The organism is Labrenzia sp. 5N (assembly GCF_012395805.1).
Classification (GTDB): domain Bacteria; phylum Pseudomonadota; class Alphaproteobacteria; order Rhizobiales; family Stappiaceae; genus Roseibium; species Roseibium algicola.
Window position 1 is genome coordinate 101,764 of sequence record NZ_JAAZTM010000014.1, and the last position, 16,970, is coordinate 118,733.

General features: G+C 59.1%; 10 protein-coding genes. 5 read left to right on the forward strand and 5 right to left on the reverse strand.

Annotated elements, in window-relative coordinates:
- Positions 1-68 precede the first annotated feature (68 nt).
- Positions 69-764, reverse strand: a complete 696-nt coding sequence (locus tag HEP89_RS14070) for a response regulator transcription factor (RefSeq protein WP_152505720.1) — start codon at positions 762-764, stop codon at positions 69-71.
- Entirely contained in the window at positions 761-2,275 is a 1,515-nt protein-coding gene (locus HEP89_RS14075) for an ATP-binding protein (protein WP_168692304.1), read from the reverse strand. Before HEP89_RS14075 ends, HEP89_RS14070 begins: the two co-directional genes overlap by 4 nt.
- A 171-nt stretch (positions 2,276-2,446) precedes the next feature.
- Between HEP89_RS14075 and HEP89_RS14080 the strand changes: the two genes are divergently transcribed.
- Both HEP89_RS14080 and HEP89_RS14085 read left to right on the forward strand, forming a co-directional pair.
- Positions 2,447-7,834 (forward strand): filamentous hemagglutinin N-terminal domain-containing protein, encoded by a 5,388-nt coding sequence (locus HEP89_RS14080; RefSeq protein ID WP_168692305.1) that lies wholly within the window; start codon positions 2,447-2,449, stop codon positions 7,832-7,834.
- Positions 7,835-7,840: 6 nt separating this feature from the next.
- A complete protein-coding gene (locus tag HEP89_RS14085; RefSeq protein WP_168692306.1) occupies positions 7,841-9,610 on the forward strand; it encodes a ShlB/FhaC/HecB family hemolysin secretion/activation protein in 1,770 nt (589 codons plus the stop codon).
- A 6-nt stretch (positions 9,611-9,616) separates the two neighbouring features.
- On the opposite strand, the gene rfbA is transcribed toward HEP89_RS14085, so the two are convergent.
- Genes rfbA through HEP89_RS14100 form a run of 3 tightly spaced genes read right to left on the reverse strand, consistent with a single transcriptional unit; the run spans position 9,617 to position 12,246 of the window.
- Entirely contained in the window at positions 9,617-10,525 is a 909-nt protein-coding gene (gene rfbA / locus HEP89_RS14090) for a glucose-1-phosphate thymidylyltransferase RfbA (protein WP_168692307.1), read from the reverse strand.
- Complete coding sequence (locus tag HEP89_RS14095; RefSeq protein WP_168692308.1) at positions 10,522-11,796, reverse strand: glycosyltransferase; 1,275 nt, start codon at positions 11,794-11,796, stop codon at positions 10,522-10,524. Before HEP89_RS14095 ends, rfbA begins: the two co-directional genes overlap by 4 nt.
- A gap of 15 nt (positions 11,797-11,811) precedes the next feature.
- Positions 11,812-12,246 carry a MarR family transcriptional regulator gene (locus HEP89_RS14100; RefSeq protein WP_228148025.1) on the reverse strand — a complete coding sequence of 145 codons (435 nt, stop codon included), beginning with the start codon at positions 12,244-12,246 and terminating at the stop codon, positions 11,812-11,814.
- A gap of 440 nt (positions 12,247-12,686) precedes the next feature.
- On the opposite strand from HEP89_RS14100, the gene HEP89_RS14105 reads away from it, so the two are divergent.
- From HEP89_RS14105 to HEP89_RS14115, 3 genes are all read left to right on the forward strand, one after another.
- Entirely contained in the window at positions 12,687-14,435 is a 1,749-nt protein-coding gene (locus tag HEP89_RS14105; protein ID WP_023003322.1) for a type I secretion system permease/ATPase, read from the forward strand.
- Entirely contained in the window at positions 14,432-15,826 is a 1,395-nt protein-coding gene (locus HEP89_RS14110; RefSeq protein WP_209014708.1) for an HlyD family type I secretion periplasmic adaptor subunit, read from the forward strand. Before HEP89_RS14105 ends, HEP89_RS14110 begins: the two co-directional genes overlap by 4 nt.
- A gap of 534 nt (positions 15,827-16,360) precedes the next feature.
- Positions 16,361-16,963 carry a calcium-binding protein gene (locus HEP89_RS14115; protein WP_023003324.1) on the forward strand — a complete coding sequence of 201 codons (603 nt, stop codon included), beginning with the start codon at positions 16,361-16,363 and terminating at the stop codon, positions 16,961-16,963.
- The last annotated feature ends 7 nt before the right edge of the window (positions 16,964-16,970 follow it).

Sequence of the window (16,970 nt, forward strand, 5' to 3'; positions counted from 1 at the left end):
GCACGGCGGTGTTGCCAGACCCTTCGGGTTCCGCCACGTGTTCGGCAGCCAGAGCGGGACAAGCCGGGCTAGCTGTCCATCTTGCAGGCGGCGCTGAAGGAATACCCGACGCCATAGACAGACTTGATGGGCGATTCCACCCCGGTCTGATCCTGGATCTTGCGCCTGAGGCGGCTGACGACGGCATCCAGATGCCGGTTGTCGAATTGGGTCTGGCGATTGGAAAGAAGCCGGGAAAGATCGTCCCGGGCGCAAGGAGCGCCGGAATTGGAGACCAGGGCTTCCAGAAAGATCCTTTCGGTTGCGGTCAACTTTATGGCGTCGCCGTCCGGTGGCAGAAGCTTCCAGGAGACATTGTCCAGCACCCATTCTGCAGTGCTGTTGCCTTCTGATGAAGCACCGGACAGTCTGCGTATGAGGCTCTGCACCGCAGCCAGTATTTCCCTGAGGCTGGTGTGCTTGACGAGATAGATGTCCGCACCGCTGTCGAACCCGCGGACACGGCTTTCGCTGTCTCCGTGTGCGGTCAGCATGATGATGCCGCAATTGATTTTCGCCCTCAGGTCACCTGCAAGGTCGAAGCCGTTTCCATCCGGCAGCGAAACATCCAGGATCACGACATCCGGTCGGTCGGCATCATCCAGCGCGGTCCACATTTCAGCTGCGCCGCCCGCGCCGCTGACCTGAAAGCCGTTGAGACGCATATAATCCAACAGGTCGGCGCGAAGAGCACTTTCATCCTCCACGATCAAAATCCTGTTCATGCCGGTTCCTCCTCCTGCATGGTCTCAGAGTCCGCTCGCGCAAATCCGGGAAGCGGCAGGAAAACCCTGGCGAGCGTGCCGCCGCCTTGTCTTGCACTCAAATCCAGATGTCCCTGGTGATAGCCGACAAGCTGCCGGCAGGAATGCAGGCCGAGCCCGCTGCCTCCGGTTCCGCCAGTGTTCGAGGCCCTGTAGAAACGGTTGCCGATCTGCGCCAGGTCCCGATCCGGAATGCCGATCCCGCGGTCCTTCACTTCCAGAACGATATCACCGTTGTGGACCCCTATCGTGATCTCGACCTCAGCGTCCTTTGGTGAGTATTTGAGCGCGTTGTCGACCAGATTGACGATCACCGTGCGGAGCATCTCGGTATCTCCCCGGTATGCCGGCATCGGCGCAACGGGATGAAGTCTGAGGCGTTCGCCAAGGCCGGCATGGTCGAAGTGCCGCTGAACGTCCTCATAAAGGGCCGGGAAATCCACCTGCTCGATCTTAAGCACACCTTCATCCTGCCGCTCGCTTGCAAGAAAACGATCGATCAGCATCGTCATGCGGGAAACGGCCTCGTCGATGCTTTTCAGACGTTGGGCGACAGCCTGCTGCGGTCGTTCCAGCATCAGGGTGAGCATGTCGCTAGCGTAGCGGATTGCGGCCAGGGGGGTGCGAAACTCATGGCTGACCATGCGCATCAACTGGCGCTGGTCCTGGCGGGCGGCCTTCTCCCCTTCCAGACTGGCGGACAGTTCTCCCTCCAGACGCCGTCGCAATGTTACTTCGCGCGCAAGCGCAGCGTTGCGGTCGCGCAAATCCATGGACAGGCGCATGCCCACCATGAAGATCAGGCAGAAGAAAAAGCCGACAATGAAGATGTGTCCCTGGAAGAAGTACCATGTGTTGATGTTGGTCATCACCGGATTGGCGACCGTTGATGGCTGAATGTAGACGAGTGCGCTCTGCAGCAGACTTGCGGCGGAATATTCCCCAAGCAGGAAGATCATGATCCAGCGCAGGAAAGGGGGTTGGGAGCGGTCGCGGTAAAGCGTCCGGATCATCAGTGCCATCATCACCACCGTGAAGGCAGTGGAGGCATGAATGCGCAGGCCGAGGTCTGTCGGATCGTAGATAACGGCGAAGATCCAGAACAGGAGTTGTGCCGCGAGACAGAACGCGCTGATGCCGACAAAACGGGGTTGTCCCAGGAAGCGCGCCAGGCCGTCGGCCCACAGGACCAGGCCAAACTTGATCACCATGTTGTCCGTTACGACGCGAAAGAGCGATGGGTCCGGACCGCGCTGCAAATAGAGAAACAATCCAATCGCAATGGCGAAGAAACCGGCCGCGATGACCTTCAGTTCATAGATCTGGCGCCAGACGAACCAGACGAGAAGCCAGGCAACTGACATGAAAGCGGTTGTCGCGAATTCCAGCAGCAACATGGTCTTGAGATCGAGCATGCGCTTGTGATGACGGAAGCGGCCTGCCTGTTCAAGTAACAGTTTCGAGGCCTTCATTGCGGCAGCTTCGATTTCAGACAGGTGTCACCCAAAGGAAGCAAGTCTCGTCAGAATCTGTCAGAATTGATTAGTATTGGTAGGTGGAATTCGATCACTCGCCATCTGTATTTACACCAATGTTGACCGTCGTGGGCACAAGACGACGCAACAGCGGGAGTAATGATACAAATGGCGTCCAGGACCCGAAACACCGGCGTTTCAAGCGCAACGGTTGAGCCTGCCATTCCCTCCGGCTCAAACCGGACAGCCTCCCTTGCCGCATCTCTACTGCTGACGACAGCTCTTGTCCCCACCGCAGCCTTTTCAGGCGATGCCCTGCCGCAAGGGGGCAGTTTCACGCATGGCAACGGAACCATTACGCAAGGTGATTCACGGGTTGATGTGAAGCAATCAAGCGATGCCGGTATCGTGAACTGGGGCAGCTTTTCCATCGGCTCCGGCAATCAGGTTCATTTCGACAATGGCGCCGGTGCCACGCTCAATCGGGTCACGGGCAATGTGCCGAGCCGTATCGATGGCAACCTCAGCGCGACGGGCAGCGTGTTTCTCGTCAATCCCGCCGGAGTTGCGGTTGGCAGCGGCGGCCTTGTGTCGACAGGTGGTTCGTTTGTCGCTTCGACGCAGGACGTTACCGACAGCGATTTTCTGAATGGTGGCGGCCTGACCTTTTCCGGCACGAGCGGTGCCGAAGTCGTAAATGCGGGCACTATCCGGTCTGCGCAGGGTGACATTGCACTGATTGCGCGCCGCGTTGAAAACAGTGGCACGCTTGAAGCGCCCAACGGGACCGCAGCCCTTGCCGCTGGCTACGAAGTCCTGATGAAAGACGTCGCCGATGCAGACGGCCTGTTGTCGGTCAAGCTTGGCGGAGCCGATACCGAAGCACTCAATTCCGGAACCATCTCGGCAGCCAACGCTGAAATCCGCGCGAATGGCGGCAATGTCTTTGCGCTGGCTGGAAACACGGATGGTGTCGTCAAGGCAACCGGTGTCAGCACTTCCGGTGGCCGGATATTCCTGACGGCGGGCAATACGGGCAAGGTCCAGGTCAGTGGCAAGCTCAAGTCGCGCAGACTGGCGGAGAACGTTCCGGTTCCGGGTGTAAAGCCGGCGACCGAGGGTGGCGCCATCACGGTGACGGGCGGAGAAATCACGATCACCGGTACGCTCGACGCCTCGGCGGAAGAAAGCGGCGTCAAGGGTGGTGAAATCGTGGTGTTTGCCGAGGACACGGCAAGTGTTTCCGGATCGTTGAGCGCCAGGGGTGGCGTGGGCGGTGAAGGCGGCTTTGTCGAAACGTCTGCCCGAAACACGATCGATTTTTCCGGAATTGCGGTCGACACCTCGGCTGAAGGCGGTCAGACCGGCCTCTGGCTGATCGACCCGGTTGACCTGACGGTCGATGCGGCGGCGGCGGCAACGATCTCTTCCAACCTCGCCAGCAACAACGTCAGCCTGCAGACCACCAACTCGTCGGCAAGCGGTCCGGGCAACCAGAGTGCGGGCGACGGCAACATAACCATCAATTCCGGCATCACCTGGACGAGCACAAACACACTCACGCTCAACGCCTATAACGACATCGCGATCAATGCGGCCATCGACGGCCAGAACGGTGGGCTGACCCTGCTGGCTTACGGTAACAGCGGGACGGCTGCTGTCGGCACGATCTCGACGGGAGCGGCCGGCGCGGTCGATGTCGACAATTTCGCTCTCACAAGGGGTGTCTGGGATCAGGTCGGCACGGGCCTGCCAGACTTTGCCACGAACGCACTGAGTGTTGGATTCGGCACTTTCATCCGGGCGCAAGGTGGCGATGGCACTTTTTCCAACCCCTATGCGCTATTTGACGTTTACGGCCTGCAAGGGATAACGACCCATGACAGTCGTGGTGGCGGGTCCGGCGATATCAGCCTCTACTATGAACTTGCGAACGATATCGACGCGTCGACGACATCATCTTGGAATAACGGTGCTGGCTTTGACCCCGTTTCCTTTTCCGGAAGTCTGGATGGCAAGGGACATACGATAGACGGCCTCTATATCAACCGGCCGTCCGAAAGCAATGTCGCACTCATAAGCTATTGGCAAGACAACTATTTCACTTCCGGACGTGACCTGGAGATAAAGGACCTTACACTTACGAACGCGTCTGTTACCGGCGACAACCAGACGGCAATTCTGATCGGCGACACAGGTGGTGGGAACTATCACGGTCACAACATGTCGAATGTGACTGTCAGTGGAACCGTTCAGGCGAATTCCTGGGGCGCAGGCGTCGTGGCCAGGTATTACGGCAACATCGACCAGTCGACCATGACCAATGTTCATGCCGATGTTTCCGTCACGACGACGGATGGGGGCAGTGCTACCGGCGGCCTCGTCGCAATTATGGGTGAAGGGCTGATAATATCGAATTCCAGCTCGACTGGATCGATAACCGGAGGGCAGGTCGGTGGTCTTGTCGGCACCACAGACGACAACGACAACAGGATCGAAAATTCCTATTCGACGGCGACAGTCACCTCGTCAGGGAGCTTTCGGGAGGCTGGTGGACTGGTTGGGTACGCAGAAGATCTTACGATCTCGAACTCGTATTTTGCCGGTCAGGTGCTCGGCACAAACGGTGCCGCGGCTGGAGGGCTCATCGGTACGGCCGACAGGAACACAGTCATTGAGAACTCCTTTGTTACGGGTCTTGTAGAGGCTGAAGGATATGCAGCCGCTTTGGTCGCTGAAGTCTCCGACTCAAGCGTTTCAATAACCGACACGGCCTGGGATACTGAAACGACCGGACAAACCGAGGTGATCGGTTACACGAATTCCTATACCCCCACCGTGACCAACACGAGCGGCCTGACCACTTCCCAGATGCAGGGATCGCTGACCCTGGGTGGCTTTACCCTGGACAGCAGCATCTGGGGCACTGGCAGCGGACTTTTCCCTTATTTCAAGTGGGAGTATGCCGCCACACCCGAGGCCGTCTCGGGTATCGTCTACAGTGATGCGGGCACGACGGCCCAAACCGGGGCAAATGTCAGCGCACTTTCCGGCGGTAATCTTGTCGGCAGCGCTGTGACCGGGGCAAACGGGTATTATTACATCCTGACCACGGCCGGATCGCTCAATTCCGCAGGGGTCCTGTCTTATCTGGACGGTGAAAGCGCCAAAGCGGCGACTTTCGCCGACACAGTAACGTCGACCGGCGTCTCCGGAGCCGATATCTGGGGCGATGCCTTCAACATCAATACCGGTGCGGCGGCCATGACGGACGTGGTCACCGCTCTGGACACGACCATCGGCGCGTTCAGCGACACCGATCTCGACTTCCTGTTCAACACGTCGGCGGTTGTGCGAACCGACCGGAACGGCAACAGTCTCGACTTCAATTTGAATGCGACGTCCAACTTCAATCTCGACAACAATCTTTACGCCGGTGGCAACCTGACTGTTGCAACGAATGGCACATTTTCGGTCGGCGACAGCAACGCCATCCTGTGGGCCCATGACGGTGACCTGACAGTGAACGGCGATGTCGCGTGGTCTAACAGCAACCAGCTTTCTCTCTACGCCGACGCCAGCAACGCCTCCATCAAGATCAACGGCTCCGTCACCGCGGCGAACGGCAAGCTGCGTGTGGACCGGACGAGCAGCGCAACGAATGTCACTTCAACGGCGACGGGTGATATCCATGTCGCCGATTTCCAGTCCGATACCGCCTGGCTGCAGGTCGGCAGCAGTTTGCCGGACTTTTATGCCCGGGATTTCGATATCCAGGGCGGTCATTTCATACGTGCGCTTGGTGGTGATGGATCGCAGGCCAACCCGTACCAGATCTTCGATGTCTACAGTCTTCAGGGCATACAGTCAGGTTCCGGCACCACGCCGGTAAACTATGTGCTGACCCGGAATATCGACGCTTCGGGAACAGCTGCCTGGAACGGTGGTTCCGGCTTTGCGTCGACAAGCCTTCGCGGCAATTTCGACGGTGGCGGCCATACGATCGATGGCCTGACCTCGACAGGTAACTTCAACACGATCGGGTTGTTTGGCGTCGTTAGAGCCGATGGTCAGGATATCTCCATTCATGATCTCAAACTGACGAACGTCAACATCGCGGGAGGGATCGGTGTTGGCGGGCTGATCGGCGCTGCCGTTGGTGGCAAGGTCTCGGTATCGGATGTTTCGGTCGGCGGCACGGTGACAGGCGCAGGTAATGTCGGCGGCGTTGCCGGAGTTATGGCGTCGGAGTATTCCGTTACAGACACACATTCCTCGGCGGATGTCACCACCACGGCCTATGCTGCCGGTGGCCTTATCGGTAACGGCCAGGTCTCTGATGCATCGCAGGTTACCCGTTCGTCCGCTTCCGGCAACGTCAGTGGCCGTTATGACATCGGTGGACTGATGGGCCGGGTGTCAAATGTCGACGTTTCCAGATCTCATGCCAGCGGAACTGTCACGCTCCTTGCCGATAACACGGGTGGTACCACCACACCATATGGCGCAGGCGGTCTCATCGGCTCCATTGATTCGGGCTCGGTCGATCTCTCTTATGCGACCGGGACCGTGCAAAGTTCCGACAGCATCGCGACGCGTCTCGGTGGGCTGGTTGCCCACTCCGTCGGAGCGCCAATCACACGGTCCTTTGCGACTGGCGACGTGATCCACACCGGCAGCATGGCCGGCGGGCTCGTCGGCGTAACGGCCAGCAGCATTTCCGACAGCTACGCCACTGGGGACGTGTCTGGCAGCAATGAGATCGGCGGCATTGTCGGGCGGATGCTTGACGGGTCGTCCGTTACCCGTTCCTACGCAACCGGTGCCGTCTCCGCGAGTTTGAACGGCGGCGGCCTGGTCGGCACAATGGACGCAGGTACGATCACGCTCACCAACAGTGTCTGGGATACACAGACTACCGGGCTGAACAATGCAGTCGGCAATCAGCTTGGCGGTTCGGTCACCAATGTTTCCGGTGTCACCAGCAGTGCCATGCAGCAGCTCGACACGTTCGTTTCAGCCGGTTTTGGAATTGACGACCAGGGCGGCACGGCGAACACCTGGCGCATCTACGAGGGGCAGACAACTCCGCTCCTGCGAGGTTTCCTGACCGCAATTACGGTAACGGGTGACGACAAGTCGAAAGTATATGACGGAACGGTGTATTCCGGCGGGTTCACCTATGCCTTGTCGTCTGCCGGAGCGAGCCTCCTCGGAAGTTTCGATGGCGGTGCCGCCGTCACGGCAACCGCGGCCGGAAGTTATGCCATTGGGAACAGTTTCTATTCGCATCAGTTCGGCTACGACATTGTCAGCGTCGATGGCACGTTGACGATCACAAGTCCTTCCGAAACGTCTGGTTCTTCCGGCAGCGGACAGTCTTCCACCGATCCCCGCCAGCAGGTGCTGGAGCGCAACCGGCTGCAGACCCCGGATACCGACGAGGCACTTGAAGACAATCCCTCTGCCTGCGAGCCGGGAGTGGTCGGCGGCGAAGGTGCCGTTCACCCCTGCAACCGCTCGTTCGGTCGCTGGCTCAGTGCGGCGGCAGAGTAGTCCGGCATGACAAGACATACGATAACTGCGGCCCTGGTGGCCGGTCTTGCGCTCGTTTCCGAAGGTTCATTCGCCCAGCAGGCTCTTGAGAGAAACCTGCCTGCTGCCGAACCCGGAGAGCCGGTCTCGCTGGACGTCGCTCCCCAGGACTTCGGTGCCACCGACAGGTCACCACTCGGCGTTGACCTGGCCGGCGTTTATCTGATCGGTCAGTCCGACGATGTGGCAGGCCGAGCTCCAAAGGGCATCGGCGGTCCGGCGGCTGCTTTCGATCAGGCTGCACTGGATGCCGTGCTGTCGGAGTATCTCGGCAAGCCGCTTTCCCTCGCCCTTGCGGGGGAAATCCAGGCTGCCATAGCCCGCGTTTACAAGGATGCCGGCTATCCGTTCGTATCCGTTACCCTGCCACCGCAGGAAATAACCGGCGGGGTGCTGCAGGTCAGGGTGATCGAGTTCAAGTCGGGCAACGTGACGGTTCAGGGGCTCGACGAGCGCGACGCCGAGGAGATCCGCGCAAGGCTGCGGATCAACCCCGGTGGGCGCATTGATGCGCGCGCACTGGAAGAGGATCTCGGCTGGTTGAACCGCTCCCCCTACAGGCGGGCGGGTGGGGTCTTTCGCCCGGGCGAGGATGCTGCGCTCAGCGACCTCGAAGTCACGATCGATGACGGCAGGCCGTGGCAGGTGTTTGCGGGGTGGTCCAATTCCGGATCGCAGGACACAGGACGCGACCGGTATTTTCTGGGTGGCAATGCGCGTCTTCCCTTTCCGGGCGGCCCCTGGCTTTCCTACCAGATGACGGCCAGCGACGACATCTGGAGCGATCCGGGGATTGTCATTCCGCGTGAAGGCGACTACCCCTCCTATGTGTCCCATGCAGGCAGGCTCACCATTCCGACGTGGGCCCGGCAAAGTCTTGAAATCGCACCGGCATTGGTTGCGTCACGCGAGACGCCGAACCGTTTTTTCGACTTTGAAAACACCACCTACGAATTGCCGATCATCTATAGGTCTGCCGTCTCTAATCTCCTGCCGGGGCGCTATTGGGGGGATATCTACACGGGTGTCGAGCTGAAACGTCTGGAACGGACAACCTTCTTCAATGGCGTCGCGGTTGCCGACGGTGCCGCGGATCTGTTCCAGATGGTGCTAGGCTGGAGCAATTCGTTCGATGACCGTCTTGGCCGCACGGCAGTGGATGTCAGGGTGAAGGCCAATCCGGGAGGTGTTCTTCAGGGAAATGCGGCAACCACCTGGCAAACCTTTACCAACGGGCGTGTCCAGTCGGTCGACTATGCGTATCTTGCGGCGGACATCAGCCGCACAGCGTCTCTTCCGAACAGGTTCTTCTGGGTAAGCGCCCTCTCGGGCACGCTCGCCGGACAGGTGCTGCCGGATACGGAGCGGATCTCGCTTGGTGGGCGGCATGCAGTGCGTGGCTATAACTACGATGATGCCAGCGTGGACAGCGGTGTCATCTGGCGAAACGAATTGCGTCTGCCGTCCTTCTCGCCGCTTGCCGGCAACCTGCCTGAAAGCTGGCCGCAATCACTGACAAACGACAGTCTGTCGGCTTATCTGTTTGCCGATATCGGCTTCGGGATCGATCACGCCACAGACGACAATGCGACACTGTCCGGTGTCGGCGCCGGCTTCGACTATGCTCTTGGAGACAATCTGACAGCAAACCTGATTGCGGGCGTTGCCCTGCAGGACGCAGGAGAAACGGAAGCCGGGGACCTCAATCTGCAGGCCTCGATCACGGCGCGCTTCTGATGCTTCTCACGAGGCCAGGGCGCTTGCCGGTTCATATTGCGCTTTTGCCGCTTCCCTGGCGATCCAGTTCAGGTAACGGCCGTAGGTCGTGCCTGAAATCTCGCTCGCCAGCGCTTCGAGATCACCTCTTGAGATCCAGCCCTGGTAGAATGCGACCTCTTCAGGACAGGCAATCTTCAGGCGTTGGCGGGATTCCAGTGTCTGGATGAAACAGGCTGCTTCCAGGAGCGATTCCGGCGTTCCCGCATCCAGCCAGGCATAGCCCCGGCCCAGCATCTGGACGCTGAGGTCACCGCTTTCCAGATAGGCCCTGTTGATGTCGGTGATCTCAAGTTCGCCGCGGGCGGATGGTTTGAGGGTTCGGGCGATGTCGACAACCCTGGCATCGTAGAAATAGAGGCCGGTCACCGCCCAGTCCGATTGCGGGGCAACCGGTTTTTCAACGATCGAGGCAGCCTTGCCTGCGCTGTCGAAGCCGACAACGCCGTATCGTTCGGGATCATGAACCTGATAGGCGAATATGGTTGCGCCGGTCTCGTTTCGGCGGGCCGCCAGCATTTTTTCCGACAGGCCGGTGCCATGAAAGATGTTGTCGCCCAGGATGAGGGCCGACGGTTCCCCACCCAGAAAGTCTTCCGCGATCAGGAATGCCTGGGCAATGCCAGCAGGGTGTTTCTGGACAGCGTAGGACAGGTTCAGGCCCCAGCGGTTTCCCTTGCCGAGGACGCGCTGGAACGCGCTCAGGTCCCGCGGTGTGCAGATGATCAGAATGTCTCGAATGCCGGCGAGCATCAGCGTGGTCAGCGGGTAGTAGATCATTGGTTTGTCGTAGACGGGCAAAAGCTGCTTCGAGCTTGCCAGCGTCATGGGAAACAGGCGAGACCCGGCGCCGCCGGCAAGAACAATTCCCTTCATACCCGGTTCCACTCCGTCACCACGTTGCGCCTTCCGGCGACTGGTCCAAGGCGGGGCTGCCCTTGCGCCGAACGGTTCGGCAGCTTGCTCAAGAGCGCCTGCAGGCGCAGGACGCAGGCTGACAATTCGTATCTGGCTACAACGGTCCGGCGCGCTGCCCGGCGCATGGCCTGCCGGTCTGCCGGAGACTGCAACGCCGAACAAACTTCGGCAGCGATTGCCTTCGTATCCCAGAAATCGACGAGCCTGCCGTTGACCCCGTCTCGAACGACTTCCTGAACCGGAGCGGTTTTGGACGCGATGACAGGTGCCTCGCAGGCCATGGCTTCGAGAAATGACCAGGACAGCACGAACGGGTAGGTCAGATAGACATGGGCTGCAGAGACCTGAAACAGGCTCAGGAGATCCTTGTGTGGAATCTGGCCCACAAAATGGATCCGATCAGGTGGAAGGCCGGTTTCCTGAAGAAGCCGGTTGCGCCATGTGTCGCCACGAGACGGTGCGCGTCCGTAGCTGACGCCGTCGCCACCGGCAACAACGAACCTGGCTTCCGGATTTTCGCGGGCGACCAGTGCTGCCGCCTGCATGAATTGGGGAAACCCGCGGTAGGGTTCCAGGTCACGTGCCGCGAAGGTGACCACCGGATCGCCCGCGGTCAGGTGCCTACCGTCCGGCAGGCGAAATCCGGCCATCGCGTCGGGGCGAGCCCGGGTGGTGTCGATGCCTTCATGCTGCACGAGGATCTTTGACCGGTATTCTGCGGGATAGCGGCTCTTCTGCCAGGCCGTCGGGCTGATGCCGGCATCGAGCTGGTCCAGAGTGGACAGCTGGATGGCGTTGCGGAGCCTCATGGTCTGGCGCTGCTGCAGCGACATCTCGTCGGAAGGTGCAAACCCGACGTCTCCGCCCTGCGGCTGGAAGTAATATTCGCAGAAACCGATGGCAGGTACATGCGGCAGGGCATCCTTGACGAACATCATGCCGCCCCAACCGATATGTCCCATAACAATGTCGGGCTTGTGGCCGTTCAGGTCCAGCTTGTGCAGGATATCGGCAACCTTGCGGCCCGCCTCGATGTAGGGAACGGAAGGCCGTCCACCTGTGCTGGCCGCCTGCCGGGTGTCACCGGCATAGCGCAGCACACGCAGGCCCGGCACCGGCCGGTCCAGGGATTCGCATATGAGCGTGGCAGTCCAGCCATCGGCGATCAGACGTCGGGCAAGATGAACGAACTGCCCGGGCCCATGCCGGTGCACGAACACGATATGCATGTGCCAAACCTTCGATCAGAAACGGGTGCCGTCCAGACGCAAGGGGGATTGTTGAAGGTCCGTTGCCCAAAGGACTTCAAGCTTGCGCAGCAGTGCGAATGTTTCCTCGAGAGCCTTCAGGTCCTGTTCGGACCGCACGATCTGGTCCTGATTGACCTCGTCGGCTGCCTTCACGGCTCTGCAAAGCATCTTTCCCTTGTCGGTCAGACGGATACGGGCTGAGCGCCGGTCCCGTGCCGAAGCCGTTCGGTCGACGTAGCCGGACTGGACAAGTTGCTTGAGGCTGTAGGACGCATTCGATCCGAGATAGTGACCGCGGTCCATCAGATCCCGCACGGACAGGTCGTCGTCACCGATGGTGAAAAGCAACATGGCATGGGCGGGAGAGATGTCGTCCGCGCCTATTCGGATCAGATCGACGCGGAGGCGGTCAAGGTAGCGCCGATACATTCGTTCGATGACCCTTACGAGTTCGAAATGGTTCGCTTGCGACGCCGGAGCCGCGATCCTTTCCCTTTCCCCGTATGCTGAATGATTGATGGATTCTTCAACCATAGGTTCAGTCCGCGAAACGTGCCCATTCATGTCCCTTGTTGCGTCTTCTAAGACTTTGTGCATTTGCCCCAAACTCCCACCTACATTCGAACTAAATTCGAAATAATTTCATCGCTATTCTGCTCCCTGTCTATGCACATTGATGCATTTATTAGTTTTGTTTTTGCATTTCTTCTCTTTGCCAATCGATTGCCATAATTAAAGGCACTAGATACCCCAAGTTAGTCTATATGCTTTCGTCATTCCTATGGAAAAGATGTGTCGTTTTCTGGGCAATCGCTCTTTTTTTCGCACGTGCGAACACACCTATCGGTTGAGGCTTCGGAGAATCTTGAATGGTTGAAAAGACAACACCGGACGCAATCGATCCGTTCCGTCTCATAAGAGAGGCTCGAGTCACCTTTGCAACCGGTCTCGCCGCAGCGGCGCTTCTGAGCGGGTTCATCACGCTGCTGCAGATGATCGTTCCGCTGTTCATGCTGCAGGTTCATGACCGGGTTCTGAACAGTCAGAGCCTCGATACCCTGACAATGTTGCTGATCATCGCCTGTGGCGGGCTGATGCTTTTTGCGATTCTCGAATTTATCCGCAGCCAGATTTTCCAGGTGATGGGGAGCGAACTGGTTCGGCGTCTCAACCTGACGGCAATCGAGGCGGGGGTGAAATCCTCGCTGGAGAAGGGGGGCGGTATGGCCTCCGAAGTGCTGCGGGACCTGAACGACCTTCGCACCTTCATAACCAGCAACGCCATCAGCGCACCGCTGGAAGCCATGTGGGTGCCGCTGTTCCTGATTGTGCTGTTTGCCCTGCATCCGCTTTACGGGCTGCTGGCTGTTGTTTCAGCGATTACGCTGATCGGGCTCAACCTCCTGTCCGACATGACGACACGCTCGCTGTTGAAGGAAGCGAACACCGCCAACTTGCAGAATGTCGCGACGATCGCCTCCACGCTTCGCCACGCAGAGACGATCGAGGCAATGGGGTTGATGCCTGCCCTGACGCGCCGTTGGCGCAAGGGGCAGCTCCATGCCACGGAACTGATGGCAATGGGAAGCCGGCGCGGCAAGGCAATCCACGCGCTGACGCGAAGCCTCCGGTTTGGCATGCAGATCGCGGTTCTGGCGCTTGGCGCAGATCTCGTCATCAAGGGAGAGGTGACTGCCGGCACGATGATCGCCGCAAGTATCCTGATGGGGCGCCTGCTGACCCCTTTCGACAATCTCACGGAAAACTGGCGCCAGTGGGTGTTCGCATCAACCGCCTGGGGCCGGGTGCGCGAGGTTCTGGAGAACCACTCCTCGCTTCGCCAGACCGTGCCGACCCCGCCCAGCCAGGGATCGCTCAAGATCGACAAGCTGGTCTACGCGCCGCCCAACGCACCGGTGCCTGTTATCAAGGGCATTTCGTTCACGCTCGAACCCGGTGACGTACTTGGCATTGTCGGCCCGTCGGCAGCCGGAAAGTCGACCCTGGCCCGTCTGCTTGTAGGAGTTCTTCAGCCCACGACGGGCGGTGTCTTTCTTGACGGGCACAACGCCTATCTGTGGGAGCGGGCGTCCTTTGGTGCGATGGTCGGGTATCTGCCGCAGTCGGTGTCACTTCTGGATGGAACGGTTCGGGACAACATCTCGCGCATGTATGATGCCGACCCTCAGATGGTGATCGATGCGGCACGTGCTGCAGGCGTTCACGAGATGATCGGCCGGATGCCACTCGGCTACGATACGCCCGTCGGTGACAACCGTTACACCCTGTCTGGCGGACAAAAGCAGCGTGTCGCCCTTGCGCGTGCGCTGTTCGGACGGCCGCGCCTGCTCGTGCTCGACGAACCCAATGCCAACCTGGATACGGAAGGGGAGGTTGCCCTGTTGCGTGCCATTTCGCAGGCAAAGGAAGACAACGCCATCGTCATCGTCATCGCGCACAGGCCAGCGATCATGGAAGCGGCCGACAAGATCCTGGTGCTGGAAGATGGCCGGATCGGCCAGTTCGGTGACCGGACGGATGTCGTCAGCAGTATTTCAAGGCGCCTGCCGGCACCTGCCGCACCCCGTGCCCTGCCGACGAGTGGAGAAGTGGCATGAGCGAGCGTTCCGAGCAGGCAAGGCCGCCGGTTGCCACACCTTCGTCCGAGGCGGCGACCGGAATAGGCCAGGCTTATTGGATGGCCGCCCTCAAGGCGGACGATGCGCGCCCGCCAAGCTTGCGCAAACCGCTTCTGGCGGCAGCTCTGGCCGTTTCGATCGGCTTTGGCGGATTTCTGCTTTGGGGATTTACGGCCGATCTCGATAGTGCGGCGGTTGCCACCGGCAAGGTGATTGTCGACAGCAAGCGCAAGACCATCAGTCATCTGGAAGGCGGAATCCTGCGCCGGTTGCTCGTGCAGGAAGGGGATTTCGTGGATGCCGGCCAGCCGTTGGTGGAGCTGGACGACACGCGGGCACGTGCCGAGCTGGCGCAGCTCCATGGCAAACGGACCAGTTTGCTGGCGAGACTGGCCCGCCTCAGGGCCGAGCGGGACCTGTCGGAAGAAATCGTATTTCCGGAAGAGCTCAAGAACAGCAGCGAGCCCCTGATCGCCGAAGTGGTGGCGGCCGAACAGGGGGTGTTCGAAAAACGCCGCCAGGTCTACGAGGGCAAGATCGCCTTTCAGCAGAAGGAGATGGAGCAGTATGTGGCGCAGATCGAGGCCAATCAGGCCCAGATCGAAGCCACGGGGCACCGGCGAAAGCTGCTTGAGGAGCGTGTCGACGCCCTCAGTGGCCTGGAGAAGAAAGGGTTCACGTCAAAAGCCATGCTTAGCGAAGTTCAGCTGGAACTGAGCGAGATGATTGGCGACGGCGGTGAGCTGGAGGCCCAGAAGGCGCGTGCGGAAAAGGCGCGCCAGGGTGCGGAAGTTGCCCTGTTGCAGGCCGAACAGGAATGGCAAAGCGACATTGCCGGAAAGATCCTCGAGGCTCAGCTTGAGCTGAACCTCACCAACGAACAGATCATCTCGTCGCAGGATGTCCTCGACCGGCTGGTGGTCCATTCCCCACAGGCCGGTATTGTCTCCAGGATCGAGATGCGGACACCCGGAGGGGTGGTCGAGCCCGGCAAGGCGATCATGGATATCGTTCCGCGAGACGAGAAGATGCTTGTCGAGGTTCGGATGAACCTGAACGACATCGATACCGTTCGCGTCGGCTCGGAGGCACGCATCCGGCTGACCGCCTATGACCGGCAGAACACCAGCCCGCTGGGAGGGGAGGTGACCTATGTCGCTGCCGACCAGACCGTCGATCCCCAGACACAAGCGGCCTTCTACATCGTGCGCGCACAGGTTCTTTCTGAAGAGCTGGACGGCAAGCCCGCCTTGACGCTTTACCCGGGCATGCCGGCGGAAGTCCTGATTATCCGGCGTGCTCGCAAGGCAATGGACTATCTGCTCGAGCCGATCACGCAAAGCCTTGATCGAGCTTTCCGGGAAGACTGAGGCGCAATTTTTTTGTGCTCCAACAAATTTTTTTAACGACGGGCGGCATTGACCGCCCGTTGCTTTTTCGAAGCCCGGTCCATTCCGAGCGTGGGGGCATTTTCCTGGTGCAGTGCGAAAATTGCACCTTTAACGCGATTAGTGCGTTGCAAAACCACCATGTCGTTTATTTTTCCGGCGAGGCGGTTGAGTGCTGTTTCTGCATGAAGTGCGGGCGGTTTCAAGCATCTGAAAAATCGCAGAAATTGGATTTCAATCTATGGGGGATCATGTGGTTTCATTGATTTTGTTTTGAATTTCGAAATAAAATAAACGTAAAGGAATTGTATTTTCGAACTACTATTAAATGAAAAGTAGAATTAGTTTATCTCCTTCAAAATATTGCCATATTTTTTTCACTATTCATCCCTTTGAAGAGATTAGTAATTGTGTATTGTACTTCTCGCGCTGCAAAAATACGGGGTTTGTGCAGTGCGGTGTGCCGCGGTTCGCGGGGCGTCAAATGTAACGAGGCGAACTTCAGGAGTTAGCTACATGGCCACGATTGAAGGCAGTGCTTTTCAGGATTTCCTGCAAGGTACAAATGCTCAGGATTTCATATTCGGATTGGGCTCATCGGATGTTCTGCTCGGCAATGAAGGGGACGACTTCCTCTTCGGCGGCCGAGGTGGAGATCTGATCGTCGGCGGAGAGGGTGCCGACAAGATTTTCGGGCAAGGTGGCGAAGACGTCATTCTTGGTGGTGAAGGCAGCGATACCATCTTCGGCGGAGCGGGCTCCGACTACATCGAAGGCGGTGCCGGCGGCGACATCATTTTCGGTGGCGAAGGAACCGACATCATTGACGGCGGCGCCGGCAACGATCTGATGTTCGGTGGTGGCGACCACGATGTCTTCGTGTTCTCCGGCGGTGGCGGCAACGACATCGTCATGGATTTCCAGGTCGGCGATCTGGTGCAGATCTCGAGCAACATCAACGATACCGGCGTTTCCTCTGCTGCCGATGTCGCCGCACGGGCGACCCAGGTTGGCAACAACACGGTCATCGATCTCGGCAACGGCGATACCGTCACGCTCAACAACGTCGATGCCGACGATCTTCAGGACAATCCTGACGGCTACATCGTCGTTTCCTGATGATCCC

Bases quoted from the DNA above. Each gene is read 5' to 3' on its own strand.
- HEP89_RS14070 (WP_152505720.1), bottom strand. From the start codon at position 764: ATGAACAGGATTTTGATCGTGGAGGATGAAAGTGCTCTTCGCGCCGAC.
- HEP89_RS14075 (WP_168692304.1), bottom strand. From the start codon at position 2,275: ATGAAGGCCTCGAAACTGTTACTTGAACAGGCAGGCCGCTTCCGTCAT.
- HEP89_RS14080 (WP_168692305.1), top strand. From the start codon at position 2,447: ATGGCGTCCAGGACCCGAAACACCGGCGTTTCAAGCGCAACGGTTGAG.
- HEP89_RS14085 (WP_168692306.1), top strand. From the start codon at position 7,841: ATGACAAGACATACGATAACTGCGGCCCTGGTGGCCGGTCTTGCGCTC.
- rfbA (WP_168692307.1), bottom strand. From the start codon at position 10,525: ATGAAGGGAATTGTTCTTGCCGGCGGCGCCGGGTCTCGCCTGTTTCCC.
- HEP89_RS14095 (WP_168692308.1), bottom strand. From the start codon at position 11,796: ATGCATATCGTGTTCGTGCACCGGCATGGGCCCGGGCAGTTCGTTCAT.
- HEP89_RS14100 (WP_228148025.1), bottom strand. From the start codon at position 12,246: ATGTATCGGCGCTACCTTGACCGCCTCCGCGTCGATCTGATCCGAATA.
- HEP89_RS14105 (WP_023003322.1), top strand. From the start codon at position 12,687: ATGGTTGAAAAGACAACACCGGACGCAATCGATCCGTTCCGTCTCATA.
- HEP89_RS14110 (WP_209014708.1), top strand. From the start codon at position 14,432: ATGAGCGAGCGTTCCGAGCAGGCAAGGCCGCCGGTTGCCACACCTTCG.
- HEP89_RS14115 (WP_023003324.1), top strand. From the start codon at position 16,361: ATGGCCACGATTGAAGGCAGTGCTTTTCAGGATTTCCTGCAAGGTACA.